Here is a 7,839-nt window from a genome sequence, read left to right on the forward strand (position 1 = left end):
TAAATATCAAATATATAACTATAGTTAAGCGATTAATATCGCATCACTAGTAAAGAAAAAACAATGAAGCACATGGATACAGCAAAACAAACGACGCTTGGCGGAAGTTTCTCCCTTTACGGAAAGGGACTTCACACAGGCCTAAGTCTTACCGTGACTTTCAATCCCGCTCCAGAAAACACAGGCTACAAGATACAACGCATTGACTTAGAGGGCGAACCCATCATCGAAGCCATCGCCGAGAACGTTGGCGACACACAGCGCGGAACCGTTCTCCAATGTGGCGAGGTCAGAGTGTCGACCATCGAGCATGGCATGTCGGCCCTTTACGCATTGGGCATCGACAACTGCCTCATTCAGGTCAACGGCCCTGAGTTCCCCATCCTGGATGGTTCAGCAAACCCCTATGTGGAGAAGATCAACGAGGTGGGAATTGTTGAGCAGAACGCTCCGAAGGACTACTATATCATTCGCAAGAAAATCGAGGTGCGCGATGAGGAAACAGGATCGTGCATCACCATCTTGCCCGATGAGCAGTTCTCGGTAACTGCCATGTGCTCTTTCCAATCGAAATTCATCAGTAGCCAGTTTGCCACACTCGACAACATTGCTAACTATTCATCGGAAATAGCACCTGCACGCACCTTCGTCTTCGTGCGCGACATCATGCCTTTGTTGGAGGCCAACCTTATCAAGGGCGGAGACCTCGACAACGCCATCGTAATTTACGAGAAAAAGGTGGAGCAAGCACAGTTGGACAAGTTGGCCGACCTGCTTAAGGTTACACACATGGATGCCACAAAGATTGGCTACATCCAACACAAGCCCTTGATGTGGGACAACGAGTGCACAAGGCACAAACTCCTCGACATCATTGGCGACATGGCACTGATCGGCAAACCCATCAAGGGTCGCATCATTGCCACACGGCCAGGTCACACCATCAACAACAAGTTTGCGCGCCTCATGCGCAAGGAGATTCGCAAGCACGAAATCCAAGCCCCCATCTACGACCCCAACGACGAACCGCTGATGGATAACATCCGCATCCGCCAGCTTTTGCCCCACCGCTACCCCATGCAGCTCATCGACAAGGTGGTGGCCATGGGCGCAACAAGCATCGTGGGCGTAAAGAATGTCACCGCCAATGAGCCCTTCTTCCAAGGACACTTCCCAGAAGAGCCCGTCATGCCTGGTGTGCTCCAGATCGAGGCTATGGCTCAATGTGGTGGACTGTTGGTTTTGAGCCAGTTGGAAGAACCCGAGAAATGGTCTACCTATTTCTTGAAAATCGACGATGTGAAGTTTAGGCACAAAGTCGTTCCGGGCGACACCTTGCTTTTCAGAGTAGAACTCCTTGGCCCCGTCCGCCACGGCATCAGCTCCATGAAGGGTTACATGTTCGTTGGCGACCACGTAGTGTCGGAGGCTACCTTCACCGCACAAATCATAAAAAACAAATAAATCTCTTACTATGAACCAGATAAGTCCATTAGCATTCGTGCATCCCGAGGCAAAACTGGGAGACAACAACATCATTGGCCCATTCTGCTATATCGATCGCAACACGGTTTTGGGCGACAACAACGTTCTACAGAACAATGTCACCATCAACTATGGAGCGCGCATAGGAAGCGGTAACGAGATTTTCCCCGGAGCCAGCATTTCCACCAAGCCACAAGACTTGAAGTTCAAAGGCGAGGATACCATCTGCGAGGTGGGCAACAACAATAGCATTCGCGAAAACGTAACCATCTCACGAGGAACCGCCTCACGAGGAACCACCAAGGTGGGTGACAACAACCTGCTGATGGAGAACATGCACGTGGCGCACGATTGCATCTTGGGTAGCCGACTCATCATCGGCAACTCTACCAAGTTTGCAGGCGAGGTCACCGTCGACGACAATGCCATCATAAGTGCTGTGGTGCTCTGCCACCAGTTCTGCCACATCGGAGGTTACGTCATGATCCAAGGCGGCTGCCGCTTTAGCCAAGACATCCCCCCATACATTATTGCAGGCAAGGAGCCCACTCGCTATGCAGGTATCAACCTTGTGGGATTGAGACGCCACGGATTCAGCAACGACCTCATTGATCTCATCCACAACGCTTATCGCATGCTCTATAGCGAGGGTATCTTGGCCGAGGGCATCAAGAAGATCAAAAGCGAACTTCAGATTACGCCTGAGATTCAATACATCATCGATTTTGTGTCATCATCAAAGCGCGGTATCATTCGCTAACTCATGTCGCACACGACATGCATAACGAATTACCCAACACGCATAGACCGACACATTACCAACGCACGAACGAAGGAACATCATCTTTGTTCCTACTTATCAATAAAAAGAATTGAGGGATGGGCTACGGCACGCCCTCAATTCTTACAATAGCTTGGCAAACAACCATCACAACGCGATTCCTTGATGTTACCAACGACTAAAAATCTAATCGTTATTTTAGGACCGACAGGAGTGGGAAAAAGCGAACTTTGCATTCAAGTCGCCCAACAGCTCAACACGCCAGTCATCAACGCTGACTCGCGCCAAATCTTTGCCGAACTTCCTATAGGCACCGCCGCGCCCACCAAGGCCCAACTTGCGCTTGCCAAGCATTATTTTGTTGGCACCCATCACTTAGAAGATTACTATAGCGCTTCCATGTTCGAACAGGAAGTGTTGGCTCTCCTGGAGCGTCTATACAATGGCGAGGAAGACGGCGTTCCCCACCCCAACTGTCTTATGTCTGGTGGTAGCATGATGTATATCGATGCTGTGTGCAACGGCATCGACGACATTCCTACCGTCGACGACGAAACACGCCAAACACTGAAGCAACGTCTTGCCGACGAGGGACTTCCCGCCCTTGTCGAGGAATTGAAAACGTTAGACCCCGAGCATTGGCAGATCGTAGACCGAAACAACCCTCGACGTGTGGTACATGCCTTGGAAATATGCCACATGACAGGAAAGACCTACTCCTCCTTCCGCACAAAGAAGAAGAAGGAACGCCCTTTCAACATCATCAAGATAGGATTGAACCGCCCCAGGGAGGAAATGTACGACCGCATCAACAAGCGCGTTCTTGAAATGGTCGACCACGGACTGATTGATGAGGCAAGGGCGCTCTACCCCAAACGTGGGCTCAATTCCTTAAACACCGTGGGCTACAAGGAGTTGTTCGCTTATTTCGACAACACCATCAGCCTCGAAGAGGCCATCAGGCAAATCCAGTCAAACTCACGCTGCTATATGCGCAAACAACTGACTTGGTTCAAGAAAGATACCGATATCACTTGGTTTTCACCCGAAAACATTGAAGATATCTTAAATTTCATCCATCAGAAGACACGTTAACCGACATATTTCGTATATTTGCAATAATATAATATCAACAAGCAATGAAAAAGATTAAGGCATTGGCAGGCTGGTTATGGCGTATGATGCGCAAATTCTGGCCATGGTATAAAGGGTTGTATCGCGGACGAGCATGGTACACCAAAACAGGTGTCGCTTTCGTTTCACTCATCGTCGCCTTCCTATTGTACCTGGGAGCAGTCGACATCAATTTCCTTTGGCTTTTCGGAAGGAGCCCAGGATATTTTTCGGGCATTCTCGACCCGCAAACCAACCAAGCCTCGGAAATCTATAGTGCCGATGGCAAGTTGATTGGAAAATTCTTTAACGAGAACCGCACTCCCGTGAAATACGAAGAGGTGGCTCCCGCTTTCTTCAAGGCGCTCATCGACACCGAGGACGAGCGCTACTACAAGCGCCCCCGTGGCATGGCCGTCGACGTCGTGGGCGTGTTCAGTGCCATGAAAGATGCGGTGCTACACCACGATGGACGTGGCGCATCTACCATCAGCCAACAGTTGGCAAAGAACATGTTCCGTGTGCGTTCCAACTACTCTACGGGGCTACTGGGCAAAATTCCTGGTTTGAAGATACTCATCATCAAGAGTAAGGAATGGATCATTGCTACGAAGTTGGAGACCGTATTCAACAAGAAGGAGATCATAACCATGTACGCCAACACCGTGGACTTCGGTTCCAACGCCTATGGCATCAAGACAGCTGCCAAAACGTATTTCGACACAACCCCCGACAGCCTGAAGACAGAGGAGGCCGCCGTACTTGTGGGTATGCTGAAAGCCACCACTCTATACAATCCTAAGTCGAACCCCGAGAAGAGCTTTGTGCGCCGCAACACAGTTCTCAACAACATGCGCACTCACAACGACCTCACCCGTCAGGAGTACGACTCACTGAAGGCCATCCCCATTACCTTGCATTATAAGATGGAGGAAAACTACGATGGCCAGGCCTTGTATTTCCGCCAGGCCATCTCTGATGAGCTTAAGGACTGGTGCGATGAGAACCATTACGACCTTTACAGTTCGGGATTGAAGATTTACACGACCTTAGACTCCAAGATGCAGAAGTATGCTGAGGAGGCCGCTAAGAAGCAAATGGAGATTGTGCAGAAGAACTTCAACAACCATTGGAGCATCTACCGCAACCAAGACTCCAATTGGCTGCGTCAGGAGCCTTGGCAAGACGAGAACCATCAGGTAATCCCCAACTTTGTGCAAAGCATTGCCGAGCGCCAGCCTTTCTATAAGGCCCTACAAGCAAGGTTCCCCGACCAGCCCGACTCTGTGACTTATTATTATAAGGAATGGAAACACCCTGTGAAGGTGTTCGACTACGATAAGGGTTCCATCACCAAGATGATGACATCAGAGGACTCCATCAAGTACATGGTGACCTTCATGCATTGCGCAATGGTGGCCATGGAACCTCAAACGGGTGCCGTAAAGGCATGGGTTGGCGACATCGATTTCAAGTCGTGGAAATACGATAAGGTAACGGCGCAAAGACAGCCTGGATCTACGTTCAAGTTGTTTGTCTATACCGAGGCTATGAACGAAGGTCTCACTCCTTGCGATAAGCGACGCGACGAATACATCTCCATGCAGGTCTACGACAAAAAGAAAAAGGAAATGACCACTTGGACCCCGACAAACGCCAATGGCTCATTCTCGGGCGATTCCATCCCCCTGAAGAGCGCGTTCGCCAAGAGTATCAACTCGGTGGCCGTTCGCTTGGGTCAGGAATTGGGAATCAAGAACATCATTGAAACGGCTCAAAAAATGGGTATCGAGAGCCCATTGGACGATAACCCAGCCTTGGCCTTGGGATCGAGTGATGTCAACCTGCTCGAGTTGGCAGGTGCCTACTGCACCATCGCCAACAACGGCATGCACCATCGACCCACGTTGGTGACGCGCATCGTCGACAGCGACGGCAACGAGGTGTTCGTGGATAAGTCCACGTCCGAGCAAGTCATCCCATACAAGAGCGCCTTCTTCATGCAAAAGTTGCTCATGAGCGGCACACACGACGGTGGTGGCACATCGGTGAGCCTGTCCGCCGCCGAATATGCAGGCAACTCATTTAGAGACACCGATTGGGGTGGCAAGACGGGAACGTCTAACAACCACTCCGACGCTTGGTTCGTAGGAGTCAGCCCCAACCTGGTTGTGGGCGCATGGGTAGGCGGCGAATACCGCTCCATCCATTTCCGCACAGGTGCGCTCGGACAGGGCGCAAGGACGGCATTGCCCATCTGCGGCTACTTCATCCATTCGGTCATGGAAGATCCTGCTTTCCAGAAGTACCACGCTAAGTTCCAAACTCCTAACGACGAGAGCATCACCAAGGACATGTACGATTGCTCGCCTTACTACGCTCCGGCACGCAACGACTCATCAAGTCTGCATCGTGATAGCGTGATGGTTACCGATGAGGAGATTGTGCTCGATGAGAATGGCAACCCCATTACCACGCCATCGCAAGGCACCACACTCGGAAAGGAAAAGACCGAGACAGGCACTGACAAAAAGCACAAGACAGAGGAAACAGTCAATTTCGACAATCTCTAAACATACTTATGCCTACAACTGGGGAAACTCAAATAGACCTTCAGAATGAAGAGCTGCAACAAGCACTTCAAATCATACAATTTACCCGCCGCTCGCTTTTCCTTACGGGGAAAGCGGGGACGGGTAAATCCACTTTCTTGCGATACATAGCGTCGCACACCAAAAAGAAACACATCATACTTGCCCCTACGGGTATCGCCGCCATCAATGCGGGAGGATCCACTCTGCATAGTTTCTTCAAGTTGCCCTTCCACCCCCTACTACCCAACGACACCCAGTACACGCCTCGCAACATTCGCAAGACGTTAAAATACAACAGTGAGAAAATCAAGATTCTGCGTGAGTTGGAACTCATCATCATCGACGAGATCAGTATGGTTCGCGCAGACATCATCGACTTTATCGACAAGGTACTGCGCATCTATTGCCACAACATGCGCGAGCCGTTTGGTGGCAAACAATTGTTATTTGTAGGCGATATCTACCAGCTGGAACCTGTGGTACGTGAGGACGATTGGCAATTATTGCGTCCCTTTTATGCGTCTGCCTATTTTTTCGACGCCAAGATATTCTACCAGATGCAGCTGGTATCCATCGAACTGAGGAAGGTTTACAGGCAAAGCGATCCTACATTCATCAGCATCCTTGACCATATCCGCACGTCACAAGTAAGTACTACCGACCTCGCGCTGCTCAACGAGCGTGTCACTTTCGACGACAACCAAGCAACGGAAACGACGAACGATAAGCAATTATCCATTACATTGTCAGCTCGCCGTGACACGGTCGACTTCATCAACAACAAACGCCTGTCGGATCTCTCAGGAGACTCCGAAATATTCATGGGTATCATCGAAGGTGAATTTCCAGAGTCGAGCCTCCCCACCCCCAAAGAGTTGGAATTGAAGATTGGTGCGCAGGTGCTCTTCGTCAAAAACGATATGGACCACCGTTGGGTGAACGGCACCCTTGGCACCGTCATTGGTTTCGATGAAGAAAAACACGATCGCATCTATGTAGTTACAGAAGACGGAAACGAACTGGATGTGGAACGCGAGAAATGGTCAAACGTAAGATACACGTTCAACGAACAGGAGAAGAAGATCGAGGAGCAAGAATTGGGCACCTATACCCAATTCCCTGTACGCTTGGCATGGGCCATTACAGTCCATAAGAGTCAGGGGCTCACGTTCAACCGCGTAAATCTCGACTTCACCGGTGGAGTCTTTGCAGGCGGACAGACCTACGTCGCCCTCTCGCGCTGCACCTCTCTACAGGGCTTAACCCTAAAAAATCCCATTCAGCGCAACGACATCTTCGTACGCACGGAAGTGAAGAACTTTGCAAAGAGCTACAACGACCCAACGGCCATAAACACCGCCCTCAAGCAGTCGAAGGCCGACAAGGAGTATTGGGATGCCATGCAAGCCTTCGACAGAGGGGACATGCAAGCAGCGCTCGACGCCTTCTTCCTGGCCATTCACAGTCGTTACGACATAGAGAAACCTGCATCTAAAAGGCTTATCCGACGCAAACTCAACATCATTAACACACAACAAAAGAAGATCGAGGAGCTCCAAGACCAACTACAACAGAAAAACGACTTCTTGAAAAAACTGGCTGTAGAGTATGTAATCATGGGCAAGGAATGCGAAATGGAGAAAATGAAGGAAGCAGCCATCCGCAACTACGAAAAAGCATTAGCCCTTTGTCCCAATATTCCTGAAGCCAAACGAAAACTCAAAAAGTTGAAACAAAAGAAATAATGTCCTTCATAAAGAAAATTACGCACTTTGTAATCAATTAGTACCTAAGCTGGTAACACAATTAATAAAAGGGGGTGTGTCAAAATTCACACCCTCTTTTAAAATATCACAAAGCCCGAAC

Annotated in this window: 5 protein-coding genes; all 5 read left to right on the forward strand. The window is 49.8% G+C overall.

Features of this window, described 5'->3' with window-relative positions; genetic code table 11:
• Nucleotides 1-72: 72 nt before the first annotated feature.
• Complete coding sequence (locus WKK33_RS10045) at nucleotides 73-1,464, forward strand: bifunctional UDP-3-O-[3-hydroxymyristoyl] N-acetylglucosamine deacetylase/3-hydroxyacyl-ACP dehydratase (RefSeq protein WP_215760472.1); 1,392 nt, start codon at nucleotides 73-75, stop codon at nucleotides 1,462-1,464.
• 10 nt (nucleotides 1,465-1,474) lie between these two features.
• A complete protein-coding gene (gene lpxA, locus WKK33_RS10050; protein WP_215760471.1) occupies nucleotides 1,475-2,245 on the forward strand; it encodes an acyl-ACP--UDP-N-acetylglucosamine O-acyltransferase in 771 nt (256 codons plus the stop codon).
• Nucleotides 2,246-2,431: 186 nt separating this feature from the next.
• Nucleotides 2,432-3,361 (forward strand): tRNA (adenosine(37)-N6)-dimethylallyltransferase MiaA, encoded by a 930-nt coding sequence (gene miaA / locus WKK33_RS10055; protein ID WP_337468629.1) that lies wholly within the window; start codon nucleotides 2,432-2,434, stop codon nucleotides 3,359-3,361.
• A gap of 44 nt (nucleotides 3,362-3,405) precedes the next feature.
• Complete coding sequence (locus tag WKK33_RS10060; RefSeq protein WP_337468630.1) at nucleotides 3,406-5,952, forward strand: transglycosylase domain-containing protein; 2,547 nt, start codon at nucleotides 3,406-3,408, stop codon at nucleotides 5,950-5,952.
• Nucleotides 5,953-5,960: 8 nt separating this feature from the next.
• On the forward strand, nucleotides 5,961-7,718 hold the full coding sequence (locus tag WKK33_RS10065; RefSeq protein ID WP_337933686.1) for a DEAD/DEAH box helicase: 1,758 nt from the start codon (nucleotides 5,961-5,963) through the stop codon (nucleotides 7,716-7,718).
• The last annotated feature ends 121 nt before the right edge of the window (nucleotides 7,719-7,839 follow it).

Source organism: Hallella sp. (assembly GCF_037460745.1).
GTDB classification, from domain to species: domain Bacteria; phylum Bacteroidota; class Bacteroidia; order Bacteroidales; family Bacteroidaceae; genus Prevotella; species Prevotella faecis.

Coding starts and splice junctions, on each gene's coding strand:
- WKK33_RS10045 (WP_215760472.1), top strand. CDS start 73: ATGGATACAGCAAAACAAACGACGCTTGGCGGAAGTTTCTCCCTTTAC.
- miaA (WP_337468629.1), top strand. CDS start 2,432: ATGTTACCAACGACTAAAAATCTAATCGTTATTTTAGGACCGACAGGA.
- WKK33_RS10060 (WP_337468630.1), top strand. CDS start 3,406: ATGAAAAAGATTAAGGCATTGGCAGGCTGGTTATGGCGTATGATGCGC.
- WKK33_RS10065 (WP_337933686.1), top strand. CDS start 5,961: ATGCCTACAACTGGGGAAACTCAAATAGACCTTCAGAATGAAGAGCTG.
- lpxA (WP_215760471.1), top strand. CDS start 1,475: ATGAACCAGATAAGTCCATTAGCATTCGTGCATCCCGAGGCAAAACTG.